This is a genomic window from Allorhizobium paknamense, from assembly GCF_030815125.1.
Lineage (GTDB): Bacteria > Pseudomonadota > Alphaproteobacteria > Rhizobiales > Rhizobiaceae > Allorhizobium > Allorhizobium paknamense.
In genome coordinates this window covers 417,723-433,183 of the sequence record NZ_JAUSWH010000001.1, presented here as the reverse complement: position 1 = coordinate 433,183, position 15,461 = coordinate 417,723, and the positions used below count along the sequence as shown (strand labels likewise).

The window sequence follows — 15,461 nt, the reverse complement described above, 5'->3', positions numbered from 1 at the left end:
TATATGGCGCACGGCGCTGTAAAGCCCTTCTTTTGAATAAAACAAGCGGGGCAAAAAGCCCCGCAGCGTTTTGGAGCGATCACGCCTTCGCGGCGCGCCCTGCGGCACTGCGACGCTGTTTGCCGGAATCTGTCGTGGCATCCTGCCCGAAAACCTCCGGCGGAACTGGCCTGCCCATCAGGTAGCCCTGCACGTCATCGATCCGGAACCGGCGCATCAGCGCCAACTGCTCTTCGGTTTCGATGCCCTCCACCAGAATACGGTTGCCGCGATGGCGGATGAGGCTGATAATATCCCGCAACATGGTCTTGCCCATCTGCGTATCGCAATCCAGCAGGAAGGATCTGTCGATTTTCACGGTGTGAAAGTTGAAGAGCCGCAGCCAGGACAGACCGGCAAAGCCGGTGCCGAAATCATCGAGCCAGATCCGGATGCCGAGCGTTTCCAACTCTTTCAGGCAGCGCAGGATGTCGGACTGGCCCTCCATGTCGATGCCCTCGGTGATTTCAAAGGCGAGTTGGCTGCCATCCACACCGGTTTCCTGCAAAATGGTTTTGACGGCGGCAGCAAAGCCGCGCGCCTTCAATTGCAGGGGGGAGACATTGACGCTGACCAGTGGGGCTTTTCCCGTTGCCAGCATATCCTCGCAGGCCTGGCGAATGCTCCAGAGGCCAAGGCTGATGATGGAGCCGGTACGCTCGGCAATGGGGATGAAAAGGGCAGGGCCGACGGGGGAGCCGTCCAGCATCTTCAACCGCATCAGTGCTTCCGCTGCGGCCACTGCGCCGGTTTCCAGATTGTAGATGGGTTGATAGACCAGCGAAACCAGTTTGCGGCTGATGGCGACCTTCAGCAGCGCGGCGATGTTTTCGCTCTCGTCGCTGCTATGCGGATCGTTCGGATCGAAAAGCCGCACGCAGTTGCGGCCATTTGCCTTGGCGCTGTAGAGGGCGCGGTCGGCTTCGGAAATCAGCCGCTCCAGTTTCGGGCCCATCTGCTCGCGCGTATAGGCCGCGCCAACGCTGACGGTGATGATGGAGAGGCCGTCGCGGCGCTGATCATGCACCAGGGCCATGCGCTCCACGGTGGAGCGCATGAGTTCACACAGGGCGCGCACCTGCTGCTGCCCGGAAACCTCTGCCAGCACAATGAACTCTTCCCCGCCATAGCGTCCCAGCGAGGCATTATAGGGTAGCAGCGCTTCGTTCAGCGCATTGGTGACCAGAACCAGACACCGGTCTCCAGCCTGATGGCCATAGCAATCATTGTATTTCTTGAAGAAATCGACATCGACCAGAATCACGGAAAAGGCCGTACCGCTGGTTTGCCAGGCGCTCCAGCAATCCCTGAGGCGCTGGTCGATGGCGCGGCGGTTGTCGATGCCAGTGAGGTAATCGGTGTGGGACAGCCGGAACAGCGCCCGCCCGCGCTCTGTCGCCTCGCGATGCTGGTGCTCTGCCTCCAGAGCGTTCAGGAACACCTGATAGCGCTCCCGGTTCAGCCGCCAGTTCACGTAGGAGGTAAAGGTGAAGCAGGCGATATAAAACGTGCCGAAGGCGACGCTATAGTAGAATTCCCCTGGAAAGACCTGGGATACCGCCAGCGCAAACATCGCCATCACGACGCAGGATGTGACGACCGACAGCCAGAATTCGAAGCTGAAAAAAAGGTTTGCTCCCATCATGAAAATGGCGCCGAACACCATATAGAAGCGGAGATTGTCGATCTCGGCCGTGCCTGTCGCAGGATAAAGCCAGAAACCATAGCCGGCGATCAGGGCGAGAGCGCAAGTCAGGTCCAGCCACTGCGCCTTGGTGCCGCTCGCAACCTGTATTTCCATCATGACCAGCGCCCCGATGCCGACCACCAGGCGGGCAATGGTCGTTTCAACGATAACATCTTGCAAAAGAACATAATCGCTGAACGCAAACAGCAGGTAGACAAAGACCGAAACCCAGAGACCGTGGCGGGTTGCGGCAGCCCGGGTCTCTTCCGTGCGGGTTCTGTAGAGTTTCCACACCTCTGCCGGTGTCGGCAGCTCCCCCAAGGGCGCCGGTGCTGCCTCCATGGTCTGTGGCAGGGGCTGCTTCATGCCGTGATCCATCTGTTAACGCCGGAATCACCTGAGATTCGCGTCGAAAGCGTTGATTCGACGTTACTTGAGGCGGGCCATCCCTGTCTATTCGTTAGACACAGGTGTTTTTCCCGCTTCTGAAAAATTGTCCCGTTACGGGGCGGATCTGGCGAAAAATGCGTCACATGTATTATTCTAAAACGTTTAAGTCCAATAATGTGCACAAATATTGGTAGAATTAACCTTACCGCTACAAACTGGAGAAGACCAGTCGCATTTCGAAAAACCCCAATTATAGTAACCAAATTATTAACACCTCCCATAATTTACTAGCAAATAAGGAATGCCCCATATGAGAAACGTCGAAATTGCCTTGGACGGAGAAAGCCTGATTACCCCTGAGTCCATCGCCGCCGAGGTGGCCTCACCCGCCAACAGCCAGTTGGACGAGGCTGAACTGGCGCTGGCCCGCACCGAACTCGCCCTGGTTCTTGCCATTTCTCTGCAGCAGTTCGAACAACAGGTCGATCCGGCGCAGATCATCGCGCGCACGGCGATGGCGCTTCACGACATCCGTATCAAGACATCGCCGCTGGTTTGGCAGGCGCTGATCCCGATTGCCCAGAACCATCCGGTTTCCCGCTATTTCCAGCAGGATCCCTTCACTCGCTGGTCTTTTGAAAAGCCGCGCGGCTATTCCGGCGATGCACAATTGCTGGACTTCATCTACGGCCATCCGAGCGTTGCCGGCGAGATTGCCGCCTCGACGCCGCTGGGGCTCGCCCTTTACGATTACACCAAGAATGCATCCTCCTCCGTGGCCGTACGCGAGCGCCGCGATATCCTGACCCAGCATGTCGATGAGATTGCCGGTTCGCGTGGGCCCCAGGCCGAAATTCTGACCATTGCCGCCGGGCATCTGCGCGAGGCAAACCGGTCCAAGGCGCTGGCCGAGGGACGGCTGAAGCGCTGGGTGGCGCTCGATCAGGATCCCTTGAGCGTCGGCTCCATCGCTCAGGATTTCGCAGGCACCTGCATCGAGCCGATCGAAGGCTCCGTGAAGGACATTTTCACCGGCAAGCACCAGCTCGGCACCTTCGATTTCGTCTACGCTTCCGGCCTTTACGACTATCTGAACGATAAGGTCTCCATCAAGCTGACGCGCAAATGCATGGAGATGCTGAAGCCGAACGGCGTGTTCCTCTTTGCGAATTTCGCGGAAGACATCGTGGTGGACGGCTATATGGAAACCTTCATGAACTGGGCGCTGCTGCTGCGCACCGAGGCCGATATGTGGCGCATCATCAAGGGCAGCACGCAAGAGGGGCAGGTTGAAGCGCAGGTTCGGTTCGGCGCCAACCGTAACATCGTTTACGGCATCATTCGTAAACTCGGCTGAATTTTCCTACAGCGCCGTGCGCCATATATGGCGCACAAAGGTTCGCTGTAGCACTTTAGATCTGCTGCATAATTTTACCCTTAAATCGATGCCGATTTAAGGAATTATGCAGTGGCAGCTTGAAGCAGTTTCCGTTTTCCTCCCGGCGATAGAAACTGCTTTCTTTGCAAGGCGAGCTATCAAAAGCATCAGCCGGTCCGCTCAATGGGCCGGCTTGTTTTATTCTCCGGCATCCTGCTGGTAGCGCGTCCAGCCCTGGCTCATCAGATGTTCCTGCGGTAGAAAGCGCACCTTGTAGCCCATCTTGCGCGAGCCGTTCACCCAGTAACCGAGATAGACATGCGGCAGGCCCATTTCATTGGCGCGCCGTACATGATCCAGCACCATGAAGGTGCCGAGCGACCGGCGCTCCATGTCCGGGTCAAAGAAGGAATAGACCATGGAAAGGCCGTCGCTCATGATGTCCGACAGCGCCACCGCCACCAGTTGCCCCGGACCATCCTGACCCTCTTCCGGGCGGCGGCGATATTCGATCACCTTGGTGCGGACATGGGTGTCTTCCACCATGATGGCGAAATCCAGCGCCGACATGTCCGACATGCCGCCCTGCTGGTGGCGATGATCGAGATAGCGGCGGAAAAGTGAAAACTGTTCGGTAGAGGGCTGGGCCGGATAGGCTGTCGATACCAGATCGGCATTGGCCGCCTCCACCTTCCGCATGGTGCGGTTGGGTTTGAATTCCTTTGCCAGGATCCGTACCGAAACACAGGCGCGGCAGCTCTCACAGGCCGGGCGGTAGGCGATGTTCTGGGAACGGCGGAAGCCGCCCTGGGTCAGAAGATCGTTCATTTCCGTGGCGCGTGGCCCCACCAGATGGGTGAAGACTTTGCGCTCCATCTCGCCCGGCAGATAGGGGCACGGCGCGGGCGCCGTGAGATAGAATTGCGGAGAGGTCGTGGCCTGCGTGTTCATGCGCCGAAATCTGCCTTCTATTTCGACTCCTTAAACTACAAGCATGGCGCAAGTTTTACAAACGTCAACCGTCTGGAGAGCGAACGATCGGCAGGCTTACCGTTATCTGCCAGCCTCCGTACTTGTCTCTCTGCCCAAAAATGGTCTTCAGGCAGCGTTTGGCGGGCTTTGCTTACGAAAAACCCTATAGGGAGGAAGGATTTAGTTTGATCGCATAAAATCTGTGGATGTGTCGAAAGCCGCCTCATTGTCACATTTTGCAATCAATGGGGGTTGAGTTCGGGCGTGATTCGTCTTTAGAACGCAACATGAGTATTCCAGATTGCAAATCATCCATGGATTCCAGACATCTTCTGGATGTGTTCATTGCGGGGGTTCAGAAGGGCGGCACCACGACCCTTTTCAGCTATTTGCGCGAGCATCCGCAGATCAATGCCCCTAGCGGGAAAGAACTGCACTTCTTCGACAATGAGAGCATGGATTGGGAGAAGCCGGATTATCAGCTTCTCCAAGGGTTCTTTCCCGAGGCGCGTCCTGATGCGCTCGGAATGGATGCCACGCCCATCTATTGTTTCTGGCCGCAATCGCTGGAGCGGATCAAGGCCTATAACCCGCAAGCGAAATTCATTTTGCTGTTCCGGGACCCGTTCGAACGGGCCTGGTCGCATTGGTGCATGGAATATGCGCGGGATATGGACAGCATGCCATTCGCCGAAGCGATCCGGACCTATGAGACGCGGGTCGCGGGACTGGCAGAGAATGCAGCTGAAAGGCGGGTTTTCTCCTATCTGGAGCGCGGACGCTACGGGCAGCAGGTGGAACGGCTGCTCTCGCTTTTCCCACGGGAAAACCTGTTGTTTCTTCTCTCCGATGATCTCAAAAGCGACCCGCACGCAACCCTTCGGAGGATCTGTGGCTTCCTGAAGATCGAAGCCTTTGCCCACATCACCGAAAAATTCGAACATGTCAGGAAGGCGATCGACTATCCGTGTGCGCCGACGGAAGAGGATCTGCGCTTCTTTCAGGAGCGTCTTGGGGACGAGATGATGACGTTCCGTGCCCTGAGCGGGCTGGATATCGGGCATTGGCCGATCGTCACCGGCCAATGCAAGGCAATTTCAGTGCAGGCTGCCGAGCCGGTTCCGCTCAGAAAAGTCAGCGGATAAAGCCGGGGGAAACCCGCACCGCCGCTGTTCCCAGCAGCAGGTCATGGATCAAACGCGAGCGTTCGATGAATAGCCCGGCCAGCAGAATGAGCGGGGTGAGAACCGAGTTCAGGATCCAGAACAGTGCCAGATGGGCGATGGCGGTGACGAAGTCGATCCGCCCGCCGTCCAGCCGGATCAGGGCAATGCCCATGGCGCGCATGCCGGGCGTGGCCTGGGCGGGGCTGGCCATGGAAAGGCCGAAATAGAGACCCGCAACGAGAAAGAACAGGATGGGATAGAGCAACCAGCCCAGCCCCAGCGTAATGATGCCCAGAAAGAACACGGCCACGATGGCCACCAGCATCAGCAGGCCAACCAGCACATAATCGATCATGAAGGCAAAGACCCGCCGGGACAGCACACCGCTATAGGCGCGCCAGTCGGAGGGAACAGCGGTTGTCATCTGCGGTTCATAACTCATGATCGTCTCCTTCAACGTCGAAGGAATATATGGGAAGCCGGAGGGCGGAATGCAAATGACAGTGATGTCCTTGAGAAAAGGAGAATACGATTTTCCCTCCGGAAAAAACGTAGAAATCAGCCCTTGGCCAGTCGCCGCGCTGCCTCCACCGCAAAATAGGTGAGAATGCCATCGCAGCCGGCGCGCTTGAAGCAGAGCAGCGTTTCCATCATCACCCGGCTTTCATCGATCCAGCCATTCATGCCCGCCGCCTTGATCTGCGCATATTCGCCGGACACCTGATAGGCGAAGACCGGCAGGCTGAAGGCTTCCTTCAGCCGCCAGCAGATATCGAGATAGGGCAGGCCGGGCTTGACCATCAGCATATCCGCGCCTTCCTCCACATCGAGAGCTGCATCGCGCACGGCCTCGGTGCCGTTGGCAGGGTTGACGTAATAGCTGTTCTTGTCGCCCTTCAGCAGGCCTGCGGTGGAAATCGCCTCGCGATAGGGGCCGTAATAGCCGGAAGAGAATTTCGTGGCATAGGACATGATGCCCACCGACTGGTGCCCGGCGGCATCGAGCCCGTGGCGAATGGCGCCGATACGTCCGTCCATCATTTCCGAAGGGGCGATGATGTCCGAACCCGCATCCGCCTGCAGGATGGCGGCCCGCACCACCTGGTCCACCGTTTCGTCATTGACAATCTCGCCCTCACGCAAAATGCCGTCATGGCCGTGGCTGGTGAAGGGGTCGAGCGCCACATCCGTGATCACGCCGATATTCGGCACCGCCTTCTTGATCGCTGCGGTGGCCTGGTTGAGCAGATTGTTGGCTTCCAGAATATGTGAACCGGTCTGGTCCCGCAGGTCCATTTCAATATTCGGGAAGGTGGCAATGGCCGGAATGCCGAGATCGGCGGCTTCCTTGACGGCTTCAACGGCCTTGTCCACGCTCATGCGGTTCACACCCGGCATCGAGGCGATGGGATCGACGATGCCGCTGCCCGGCACCAGGAAGATCGGCCAGATGAGGTCATCCACCGTCAGGCGGCTTTCCTGCACAAGACGCCGCATCCAATCCGCCTTTCGATTGCGGCGCATACGCCGATGGCCGGTGATATGATCGACGAGATGGGTCTTGTCCTGCATGATGATCTCCGCGCCCGAAGAGGTTCGGGTCTGTTCCAAGATGAGCGCATGGCTTGAAAAAAAGCGGTTTGCCGTTTCCTTTGCAATGCGTTCCGGTCTGACACGGGCTTGCGATACCGCAAGTCTGCCCGCGTGTTAGCATTTCCCTTGCCGCTTGCCCATCATCGTCATTGACATGTGATCAGATGTCGCGTGCAGGGGCGCTGCCGCTTGTGCGGCAAGCGGCCGGCGTCTATCCTCGCCTCATGCAAGATGAGAGCGTTCATACCCCCAAACCAAGCCTCACGGATCTGTTGTTCGTGATCTTCCTGCGCATCGTTGCCGTCACGGGCCTGTGGCTTGGGCTGCAATTCTGGGCCTTGCTGGTGGGCTTCTCCCAGAACGGGGCAGGGCGCTTCGATCTCATGACGATCCCCTGGCGGGTGGCTGCCACTTCGCTTGCGGTGGTGTTTCCCGTGGCCTCCATCGGGCTGTGGATGACGGTTTCCTGGGGGGCGGTGATCTGGACGATCGGGGCGCTGGCGCAGCTTGCCATGCACCTTGGCTGGCCCGGAATTTTCGGCCCCAACATGCTGATCGTGCTGATGCATTGCGTCATCGCGCTCGTCTATCTGGCCTTCCGTCTGGCGCTGTTTCTGGAGTGGCGCCGCAAGGAAGAGGTAAGGCTTGATTTACCGTGATAAAATGAGACACTTCGGTAAGCCTCTGTTAAGCCTGCGTTTTAAATAGAATTTTATCGGTATTCGATACTGTCCCTCACAAGGCGGGAAAAAACAAAGCCGCCAGCGAAAACAGTGAGGCAAACAGTCATGACCAATACCAAGATCAAGCCGCAGGTGCCCGCTCTCGACCAGGACGAGCAGACCATCCGCTCTCTCTATCTTGATTCGCTGCATCTGGTGGAGCGTCTGCACCGCCGCCTGCTGGACGTCATCAAGGACGAATTCGACCGTCAGGGCCGCAATGACGTCAATGCCGTCCAGGCGCTTCTGCTGTTCAATATCGGTAACTCCGAACTGACGGCGGGCGAGCTGCGGTCGCGGGGTTACTATCTCGGCTCCAACGTGTCCTACAACGTCAAGAAGCTGGTGGATCTCGGCTTCATCAACCACGCCCGTTCGCGCGTCGACCGCCGCTCGGTGCGCATCTCGCTGACGCCTGCCGGCCAGGACATCGCCGAAACGGTTGCTAGGCTCTATGAGCGCCATGTCGGCTCCATCCAGAAGGTCGGCGGCATCGGCCCGGAAGAGTTCAACCAGATGAACAAGCTGCTGCAGCGTCTGGACCGCTTCTGGAACGACTCGATCATGTATCGGCTGTAAAATCCGCATTCGAAAAGGCGGCTTTCGCCGCCTTCGAAGGTTCCGTGTGCGGCATATGAATTTTATAATCCTGAAGCATGCATTCAACACACTGTTGTGACCGTTTCGCAACTGACAAGCTTTGGCCATATTGATATGGGAGCGCCAAAGTTTAGAAATGGCTGAAAACTTGGGTATCCCCCGCCATTTGCAATGGCGCGCATGGGCTCTATCTGAAGCATCATGGATGATGCGCACAGCCTGTTGGGTGAGCTGAGGGATTGAAGGACGATGGCAGACAAGAACAATCTGGTTGCGGTATCGCGCAGGGCCTTGCTTCGGGGCGCTGCGGGTCTCGGTGTGGCCACTCTGGCCGGCCAGGCTTTTGCGCAATCTGCTGTCGATGAGCTGATCAATGCACGCTCTCGCGGCAACTGGGACGATCAGTTCGACTCTCAAGGCTCGCGGGCTTCCGCGAAGGTCCTGTCCAACACGCCGATCCTGAGCCCGAACAATCTGCCTTACGTGCAGCAGGCCATCACGGCCTATCAGCAGATCGTGGCTGCCGGCGGCTGGCCCGCCATTCCCCAGACCTCCGTTCAGTTGCGCCTTGGGGTGATCGATCCGGCTGTGCAGGTTTTGCGCCAGCGCCTGGTCATTTCCGGCGATCTGGCCCAGGAAGCGGGCATGTCCAGCTCCTTCGACACCTATGTGGACGGTGCGGTCAAGCGCTTCCAGGCCCGCCACGGCCTGCCGATGGACGGCCAGCTTGGCGAATATACGCTGAAGGCGCTGAACGTGCCTGCGGATGTGCGCCTCAACCAGCTCAACACCAATCTGGTGCGCCTGCAATCCATGTCCGGCGATCTCGGCCAGCGTTATGTGATGGTCAACATTCCGGCCATGTATATCGAGGCTGTGGAGAACGACCGCGTGGCGCTGCGCACCAATGCGGTGGTGGGCCGCATCGACCGCCCGACGCATGTCATCAATTCGAAGATCTACGAAGTCATCCTGAACCCGTACTGGACCGCGCCGCGCTCGATCGTCGAAAAGGACATCGTGCCGCTGATGCGCAAGGATCCGACCTATCTGACGCGCAACAATATCCGCCTGTTCGATGGCAAGGGCCAGGAAGTGGCGCCGGAAACCGTGGACTGGAATGCGCCGAAGGCCCCGAACCTGATGTTCCGCCAGGACCCCGGCAAGATCAACGCCATGGCCTCGACGAAGATCAACTTCCACAATCCCAACAACGAATATCTGCACGATACGCCGCAGCAGGGCTTGTTCAACAAGCTGATGCGCTTCGAATCCTCCGGCTGCATGCGCGTGCAGAATGTTCGCGACCTGACGACCTGGCTGTTGAAGGATACGCCCGGCTGGCCGCGCCAGGAAATCGAACGCGTGATCTCCACGCGCCAGAACAATGTGATCAAGCTTTCGCAGGAAGTGCCGGTCTATATCGTCTATATCACCGCCTGGTCCACCCGCGACGGCGTGGTGCAGTTCCGCGATGATATCTACCGCCGCGACGGCGACCAGCAGCTTGCCCTTCAGTCCAATATCGGCGTGGAGCCGGTGCAGGGCAGCATCGAAGACGATAACCTGCCGCGTTAAGCGGAAGTGACAGGGTCTGGCCCGCTTCGGCGGGCCTTTTCTTTCAGGATTGCTGTCCGTGAAACCGCCCCGGTGATCCACCGGATTGTGAGCGCGTAGAATGCATTGCAAATGTCGCGCTCTGTATTGCTCTCGGCTGTCCGTAGCGCTACAGCAAGCAGCAGAAAAACCTTGAGCCCGGCTCGGGCTTTCGTTTCGTGTCTTGCCGCAGATCCGCTTAGAAAAACGCTTCACAGTTTTCGGCGGGCGGGGTAAGACGCCACGGCATCAACGCCTTCAGGAGATTGCGATCATGTCCAACACCGAAGCCTTCTTTTCCCGCCCCCTGGCTGAAGCCGATCCGGAAATCTTTGGCGCGATTGAAAAGGAACTCGGTCGCCAACGCCATGAGATCGAACTGATCGCCTCCGAAAACATCGTCTCGCGCGCCGTTCTGGAAGCGCAGGGCTCGATCATGACCAACAAATATGCCGAGGGCTATCCGGGCAAGCGCTATTACGGCGGCTGCCAGTTCGTGGATATCGCCGAGGAACTGGCAATCGAGCGCGCCAAGAAGCTGTTCGGCGTCAATTTCGCCAATGTCCAGCCGAATTCCGGCTCGCAGATGAACCAGGCCGTGTTTCTGGCGCTGCTGCAGCCCGGCGATACCTTCATGGGCCTCGACCTCAATTCCGGCGGGCACCTGACCCATGGTTCGCCGGTCAATATGTCCGGCAAGTGGTTCAACGTCGTCTCCTACGGCGTGCGTGAGGAAGACCACCAGCTCGACATGGAGGATATCGCGAAGAAGGCCGAGCAGTACAAGCCGAAGCTGATCATTGCTGGCGGCACGGCCTATTCCCGTATCTGGGACTGGAAGCGCTTCCGCGAAATCGCCGATTCGGTTGGTGCCTATCTGATGGTGGACATGGCCCACATTGCCGGTCTCGTCGCCGGTGGCCAGCATCCGTCGCCGTTCCCGCACTGCCATGTGGCCACCACCACCACGCACAAATCGCTGCGCGGCCCGCGTGGCGGCATGATCCTCACCAATGACGAGGATCTGGCGAAGAAGTTCAATTCCGCCGTTTTCCCCGGCCTGCAGGGCGGTCCGCTGATGCATGTCATCGCCGCCAAGGCCGTGGCCTTCGGCGAGGCGCTGCAGCCTTCCTTCAAGGACTATGCCGCCCAGGTGGTCAAGAACGCCAAGACGTTGGCCGAAACACTGATCTCGCACAATCTGGACATCGTGTCCGGCGGCACCGATAACCATCTGATGCTGGTGGACCTGCGTAAGAAGAACGCCACCGGCAAGCGCGCCGAGGCTGCTCTTGGCCGCGCCTACATCACCTGCAACAAGAACGGCATTCCCTTCGATCCGGAAAAGCCCTTCGTCACCTCCGGTATCCGTCTGGGTACCCCGGCGGGCACGACGCGCGGTTTCAAGGAAGCCGAGTTCAAGGAAATCGGCAATCTGATCGCCGAGGTTCTCGATGGTCTGAAGGTCGCCAATTCCGACGAGGGCAATGCCGCCGTGGAAGAAGCCGTGCGGGGCAAGGTCGTGACCTTGACCAATGGCTTCCCGATGTATCCCTACCTCTGAGCCAGGGTTTCGATGCGCTGCCCGTTTTGCGGTTCTGATGATACCCAGGTGAAGGATTCCCGCCCGGCGGAGGATAATACCTCCATCCGCCGGCGTCGGATCTGCCCGGATTGCGGCGGACGCTTCACCACCTTCGAGCGGGTGCAGCTTCGCGAATTGACGGTGCTGAAGAAGACCGGCCGCAAAGTGCCCTTCGATCGCAACAAGCTGGTGCGGTCCTTCGAAATCGCACTGCGCAAGCGGCCGGTGGATCGTGATCGCATCGAGCGGGCCGTTTCCGGCATCGTGCGGCGGCTGGAAAGTTCGGGCGAGACGGAAATTTCCTCCGAACAGATCGGGTTGCAGGTGCTGGAAGCGCTCAAAAGCCTGGATGACGTGGCCTTCGTGCGTTACGCTTCGGTCTACCGGGATTTTTCCCATGCCGAGGATTTCGAGCAGGTGATCAGCGAGATCAATGCCAAGATTTCCCGCGATAGCGATATCGAGTAGAGCGTGAACGACAGCATCCAGGATCGTCATTACATGGCAGCGGCCCTTCGCCTTGGCCGCTCGCATCTTGGGCAAACCTCTTCCAATCCCTCCGTCGGCTGCGTCATCGTCAAGGATGGCGAAATTGTCGGCGAGGCCGTCACCGCTGTCGGCGGCAGGCCGCATGCAGAAACCCAGGCGCTTGCCATGGCCGGGCCAAAGGCGCATGGCGCCACCGCCTATGTCACGCTGGAGCCCTGTTCCCATCATGGCAAAACCCCACCCTGCGCCAACGCCCTGGTTGCGGCGGGCGTTGCCCGCGTGGTGATTGCGGTGGAAGATCCGGACCCGCGCGTCAGCGGGCGCGGCACACGGATCTTGCGTGAGGCCGGGATCGAGGTGGTGACCGGCGTGCTGGCGCAGGACGCGCGGCGCCATCTTGCCGGCTACCTGATGCGGCATATCCAAAAACGCGTGCATGTGACTCTGAAACTTGCCGTTTCCGCCGACGGCATGCTGGGGCGCAAAGGGCAGGGGCAGGTGGCGATTACCGGCCCGATTTCCCGGGCGCAGGTGCAATTGCTACGGGCCGAAACGGATGCCATTCTGGTGGGGATCGGCACGGCAAGGGCAGATGATCCGGAACTGACCGTGCGGCTGACCGGTATGGCGCATCTGTCGCCGCTGCGTATCGTACTGGACCGGCGGCTTGAACTGCCGCTGACCTCGCGGCTGGTGACGGGGGCCCGGCAGTTCGCTTCCGTTTGCGCCTGCTGCGGCGGTCAAGGCTTTCTGGCCGATGACGGCCAGTGTGTCAGGGCAGCGGCGCTGGCTGAAAAGGGTGTCGAAATCATTGAAATGGCCGATGTGCCTGAGCTTCTTGCTCACCTGGCGGCGCGGGGCCTCTCCACCTTGATGGTCGAGGGCGGGGCAATGGTCGCAAAGACTTTCCTCGATCAGGGGCTGGTGGATCGCATTCATCTTTACGAGGGAGCGGATTTGATCGGAGCCGAGGGTATTGCGTCGCCGCTGACGAGGGCCAATATACCGAAGGATTTTGTGCTCTCCCGGCGCACCAGCTTCGGTGCGGACCGGTTTCATGAATATGAAAGAGATTTCTGATGTTTACAGGCATAGTCACGGATGTCGGCACGGTGGAGGCGGTCACGCCTTTGAAGGAAGGCGTGAAACTGCGCATCGCCACCCAGTATGATCCGGCCACGATCGATCTCGGCGCATCCATTGCCCATTCCGGCGTTTGCCTGACGGTAACGGCACTTTCCGATGCGTCCAGCAACAGCCGCTGGTATGAGGTGGAGGCCTGGGAAGAGGCGCTGCGGTTGACGACCATTGCCGGCTGGACGGCGGGGACCCGCGTCAATCTGGAGCGCTCGCTGAAAATCGGCGACGAACTCGGCGGCCATATCGTCTCCGGCCATGTCGATGGCAAGGCGGAAATCCTGACCATCCAGCCGGAGGGCGACGCCACTCGCTTTACGCTGCGCGTGCCCGAACATCTGGCGCGCTTCGTTGCGCCGAAGGGGTCCGTGGCGCTGGATGGCACGTCGCTTACCGTCAACGCCGTCAACCAGTGCGATTTCGATATCCTGCTGATCCGGCATACGCTGGAAGTGACCACCTGGGGTGAGCGGCAGGTGGGCGATTTCGTCAATTTCGAAGTGGATACCATGGCGCGTTATGCGGCGCGGCTTGCGGAATTTCCGCGGGTGACCGTGTGAAGAATCTTAGAGCGCTTTTCGATCTGATTGAATCAGATCGGCGCTCTAACATTTATTTTTGAAGCATAATCTTGTCGATCCTCGTTTCACTCCGGTCGGATTATGCATTACAGCGCCGTGCGCCATATATGGCGCACAAAGGTTCGCTGTAACGCTTTACATCTGCTGCATAATTTTATCCTTAAATCGATTCCGATTTAAGGAATTATGCAGTAGACGGCGATCCGGCTCCCCGTGCGGATCACGGGGAGCGTTTGTTCTCAGACGTGATAGAAGGTGATCGCGCCATCCTGCGTGCTGCTGGCGGCGACGATGCGGGTGACGTCAACATTCTGCGCTTCGATCTGCATCATCAGCCTTGGATTGGCGATGATCGAGGCCTGAAGGTTGCGCGCTTCCGGCGCATGCGGGTCAAGCGTCGGCAAGCCGTAGCTTGCGCCGCTCGCGGCGTCGATGGTCTGCACCGGTACGATATTGAAGCGCTTGAGGCTCAGGCTGCTCACGGCATGCCCGTTGTTTTCCTCGATCTGGGTGTCATTGGCAGCCATGGCCTCACCCCCAAAGGCAACGGCGGCCAGGGTGGAAGCGCTCAAAAATTGTCCGAAACGGTTCATCGCAATTCTCCTGTTCAACGATGACGATCGCTTTTTTCGCAACCGCAACATCAATGTGAAACCGGATCGCGGCCTTTTCCAGAGGGGTAGCAGCATGGCGGGCATTACAAATTCGTCACATTGACGATCATCAAAATGCCAGCTTTAGGGCGGGCTGAATTATCACATTGCCGCCTGTGGGAGCAGTCTGGATATCTTCGCCTTTACAAGGCGTTATGCATGGATCTTGCCCTATGCCCGGGTTGTGCTTTCTTGGTATGCGGCGGCGCAAGGGGCTGGGAAGAACACCTTTGTGAGGATTTCCCATAAACATCACTTTATCGTGTAGCAGCCTTGCGATCGCGGCGCGACATTTCAACGTCTGATCCAAGCTTTCTGGAAAAACACTTGCCATTCCGTGCGGGGCGTGGTTTGACCGCCCATCCAAATCATCGAAATTCACCTTCTGTCCGTTTCCGGGGTAATCGCTCATGGCTGACCAGTCTTCCGCGCCACATCTTCTTATTGTCGAAGCGCGTTTCTACGACGACATGGCCGATGCGCTTCTGGAAGGCGCAACCGCCGCGCTCGACGAAGCTGGCGCCAGCTATGACGTGATCACCGTGCCGGGGGCGCTGGAAATCCCGGCAGCCATTGCCATGGCGCTGGACGGCGCCGATAATGGCGGCATTGTTTATGATGGTTTCGTGGCGCTGGGCATGGTCATTCGCGGCGAGACCTATCACTTCGATATCGTCGCCAACGAATCCTCCCGCGCGCTGATGGATCTCTCCGTCTCCGAATCGCTGCCGATCGGCAATGGCATCCTGACGGTCGAGAATGACGAGCAGGCCTGGGCGCGCGTGAAGCGCACGGACAAGGACAAGGGTGGCTTTGCCGCACGTGCGGCGCTGACGATGATTGCTCTCAAGCAGAAATTCGGTGGCTGACAGC

At 58.7% G+C, this 15,461-nt stretch carries 16 protein-coding genes; 10 read left to right on the top strand and 6 right to left on the bottom strand.

Annotation, left to right across the window (positions count from 1 at the left end; genetic code table 11):
* Positions 1-79 precede the first annotated feature (79 nt).
* A complete protein-coding gene (locus tag QO005_RS02100) occupies positions 80-2,104 on the bottom strand; it encodes a putative bifunctional diguanylate cyclase/phosphodiesterase (RefSeq protein WP_370877983.1) in 2,025 nt (674 codons plus the stop codon).
* A 322-nt stretch (positions 2,105-2,426) separates the two neighbouring features.
* Here QO005_RS02100 and QO005_RS02095 point away from each other — a divergent pair, with 322 nt between their 5' ends.
* On the top strand, positions 2,427-3,473 hold the full coding sequence (locus QO005_RS02095) for a class I SAM-dependent methyltransferase (RefSeq protein ID WP_307156301.1): 1,047 nt from the start codon (positions 2,427-2,429) through the stop codon (positions 3,471-3,473).
* A 219-nt stretch (positions 3,474-3,692) separates the two neighbouring features.
* Here the strand turns inward: QO005_RS02095 and QO005_RS02090 are convergent, their stop codons facing one another.
* On the bottom strand, positions 3,693-4,445 hold the full coding sequence (locus tag QO005_RS02090) for an arginyltransferase (protein WP_307156300.1): 753 nt from the start codon (positions 4,443-4,445) through the stop codon (positions 3,693-3,695).
* Positions 4,446-4,780: 335 nt separating this feature from the next.
* On the opposite strand from QO005_RS02090, the gene QO005_RS02085 reads away from it, so the two are divergent.
* Complete coding sequence (locus tag QO005_RS02085; protein WP_307156299.1) at positions 4,781-5,611, top strand: sulfotransferase family protein; 831 nt, start codon at positions 4,781-4,783, stop codon at positions 5,609-5,611.
* On the opposite strand, the gene QO005_RS02080 is transcribed toward QO005_RS02085, so the two are convergent.
* Positions 5,601-6,074, bottom strand: a complete 474-nt coding sequence (locus QO005_RS02080; RefSeq protein WP_307156298.1) for an RDD family protein — start codon at positions 6,072-6,074, stop codon at positions 5,601-5,603. The genes QO005_RS02085 and QO005_RS02080 overlap by 11 nt on opposite strands.
* Positions 6,075-6,190: 116 nt before the next feature.
* Complete coding sequence (gene hemB, locus QO005_RS02075; RefSeq protein ID WP_307156297.1) at positions 6,191-7,204, bottom strand: porphobilinogen synthase; 1,014 nt, start codon at positions 7,202-7,204, stop codon at positions 6,191-6,193.
* 245 nt (positions 7,205-7,449) lie between these two features.
* Here hemB and QO005_RS02070 point away from each other — a divergent pair, with 245 nt between their 5' ends.
* The 7 genes from QO005_RS02070 to QO005_RS02040 all read left to right on the top strand — a co-directional run bounded on the left by QO005_RS02070 (position 7,450) and on the right by QO005_RS02040 (position 13,914).
* The gene (locus tag QO005_RS02070) at positions 7,450-7,884 is read left to right on the top strand and encodes a DUF6163 family protein (RefSeq protein WP_307156578.1); all 435 of its coding nucleotides are present in this window, start codon (positions 7,450-7,452) and stop codon (positions 7,882-7,884) included.
* Between the two features lie 129 nt (positions 7,885-8,013).
* Positions 8,014-8,526, top strand: a complete 513-nt coding sequence (ldtR, locus tag QO005_RS02065) for a transcriptional regulator LdtR (RefSeq protein WP_307156296.1) — start codon at positions 8,014-8,016, stop codon at positions 8,524-8,526.
* Between the two features lie 270 nt (positions 8,527-8,796).
* Complete coding sequence (locus QO005_RS02060) at positions 8,797-10,125, top strand: L,D-transpeptidase family protein (RefSeq protein ID WP_307156295.1); 1,329 nt, start codon at positions 8,797-8,799, stop codon at positions 10,123-10,125.
* A gap of 292 nt (positions 10,126-10,417) precedes the next feature.
* On the top strand, positions 10,418-11,707 hold the full coding sequence (glyA, locus tag QO005_RS02055; protein WP_307156294.1) for a serine hydroxymethyltransferase: 1,290 nt from the start codon (positions 10,418-10,420) through the stop codon (positions 11,705-11,707).
* Between the two features lie 12 nt (positions 11,708-11,719).
* Entirely contained in the window at positions 11,720-12,196 is a 477-nt protein-coding gene (nrdR, locus tag QO005_RS02050; RefSeq protein WP_307156293.1) for a transcriptional regulator NrdR, read from the top strand.
* Between the two features lie 3 nt (positions 12,197-12,199).
* Positions 12,200-13,297 carry a bifunctional diaminohydroxyphosphoribosylaminopyrimidine deaminase/5-amino-6-(5-phosphoribosylamino)uracil reductase RibD gene (ribD, locus tag QO005_RS02045; protein WP_307156292.1) on the top strand — a complete coding sequence of 366 codons (1,098 nt, stop codon included), beginning with the start codon at positions 12,200-12,202 and terminating at the stop codon, positions 13,295-13,297.
* A complete protein-coding gene (locus QO005_RS02040) occupies positions 13,297-13,914 on the top strand; it encodes a riboflavin synthase (protein WP_307156291.1) in 618 nt (205 codons plus the stop codon). The genes ribD and QO005_RS02040 overlap by 1 nt, the downstream gene beginning before the upstream one ends.
* Positions 13,915-14,174: 260 nt before the next feature.
* On the opposite strand, the gene QO005_RS02035 is transcribed toward QO005_RS02040, so the two are convergent.
* Positions 14,175-14,528, bottom strand: coding sequence for a hypothetical protein (locus QO005_RS02035; RefSeq protein ID WP_307156290.1), 354 nt, complete (start codon positions 14,526-14,528; stop codon positions 14,175-14,177).
* A 130-nt stretch (positions 14,529-14,658) separates the two neighbouring features.
* Entirely contained in the window at positions 14,659-15,000 is a 342-nt protein-coding gene (locus tag QO005_RS02030; RefSeq protein ID WP_307156289.1) for a hypothetical protein, read from the bottom strand.
* Between QO005_RS02030 and ribH the strand changes: the two genes are divergently transcribed.
* Positions 14,999-15,457, top strand: coding sequence for a 6,7-dimethyl-8-ribityllumazine synthase (gene ribH, locus QO005_RS02025; RefSeq protein ID WP_307156288.1), 459 nt, complete (start codon positions 14,999-15,001; stop codon positions 15,455-15,457). The genes QO005_RS02030 and ribH overlap by 2 nt on opposite strands.
* The last annotated feature ends 4 nt before the right edge of the window (positions 15,458-15,461 follow it).

Bases quoted from the DNA above. Each gene is read 5' to 3' on its own strand.
- QO005_RS02100 (WP_370877983.1), bottom strand. From the start codon at position 2,104: ATGGATCACGGCATGAAGCAGCCCCTGCCACAGACCATGGAGGCAGCA.
- QO005_RS02095 (WP_307156301.1), top strand. From the start codon at position 2,427: ATGAGAAACGTCGAAATTGCCTTGGACGGAGAAAGCCTGATTACCCCT.
- QO005_RS02090 (WP_307156300.1), bottom strand. From the start codon at position 4,445: ATGAACACGCAGGCCACGACCTCTCCGCAATTCTATCTCACGGCGCCC.
- QO005_RS02085 (WP_307156299.1), top strand. From the start codon at position 4,781: ATGGATTCCAGACATCTTCTGGATGTGTTCATTGCGGGGGTTCAGAAG.
- QO005_RS02080 (WP_307156298.1), bottom strand. From the start codon at position 6,074: ATGAGTTATGAACCGCAGATGACAACCGCTGTTCCCTCCGACTGGCGC.
- hemB (WP_307156297.1), bottom strand. From the start codon at position 7,204: ATGCAGGACAAGACCCATCTCGTCGATCATATCACCGGCCATCGGCGT.
- QO005_RS02070 (WP_307156578.1), top strand. From the start codon at position 7,450: ATGCAAGATGAGAGCGTTCATACCCCCAAACCAAGCCTCACGGATCTG.
- ldtR (WP_307156296.1), top strand. From the start codon at position 8,014: ATGACCAATACCAAGATCAAGCCGCAGGTGCCCGCTCTCGACCAGGAC.
- QO005_RS02060 (WP_307156295.1), top strand. From the start codon at position 8,797: ATGGCAGACAAGAACAATCTGGTTGCGGTATCGCGCAGGGCCTTGCTT.
- glyA (WP_307156294.1), top strand. From the start codon at position 10,418: ATGTCCAACACCGAAGCCTTCTTTTCCCGCCCCCTGGCTGAAGCCGAT.
- nrdR (WP_307156293.1), top strand. From the start codon at position 11,720: ATGCGCTGCCCGTTTTGCGGTTCTGATGATACCCAGGTGAAGGATTCC.
- QO005_RS02040 (WP_307156291.1), top strand. From the start codon at position 13,297: ATGTTTACAGGCATAGTCACGGATGTCGGCACGGTGGAGGCGGTCACG.
- QO005_RS02035 (WP_307156290.1), bottom strand. From the start codon at position 14,528: ATGAACCGTTTCGGACAATTTTTGAGCGCTTCCACCCTGGCCGCCGTT.
- ribH (WP_307156288.1), top strand. From the start codon at position 14,999: ATGGCTGACCAGTCTTCCGCGCCACATCTTCTTATTGTCGAAGCGCGT.
- QO005_RS02030 (WP_307156289.1), bottom strand. From the start codon at position 15,000: ATGAGCGATTACCCCGGAAACGGACAGAAGGTGAATTTCGATGATTTG.